This is a genomic window from Chryseobacterium sp. SIMBA_028 (assembly GCF_046535285.1).
GTDB lineage: Bacteria > Bacteroidota > Bacteroidia > Flavobacteriales > Weeksellaceae > Chryseobacterium.
This window is the reverse complement of sequence record NZ_JAWRWZ010000162.1, coordinates 1-285: the sequence shown is the minus strand read 5'-3', so window position 1 is coordinate 285 and position 285 is coordinate 1. Positions and strand designations below refer to the sequence as shown.

1 protein-coding gene is annotated in these 285 nt (G+C 63.9%); it reads left to right on the top strand.

Annotation, left to right across the window (positions count from 1 at the left end; genetic code table 11):
* On the top strand, positions 1–285 hold a 285-nt coding region (locus SCA31_RS22985; RefSeq protein ID WP_410699350.1), incomplete at both ends, for a hypothetical protein.

Genomic DNA, 285 nt, shown 5'->3' with positions numbered 1-285 from the left:
ACAAGCATCCGAGGTGACGCCAGATGCGGCACAGGCGGTAGTGGGCGGGTTGGCCGCTGCGGCGTTGGTCGGGAAGGGACGGGCTGACAGCGTCATACATAAGGTTGAGCAGCCGGCGCAGAGTCGCGCGAAGACGCTGGCGGCATTGGCGGACGCCAATGCTCCTGGAACGACCGTTTCATCGCCTGCAGTTGCTAAAGGAGGCGCGACGGACGACGTAGGCAAGCCGGTTGACGTGGAAGTGAGGATCAATGGCAAGCCGTTGAAGGGCGTCGCCGTGTCACG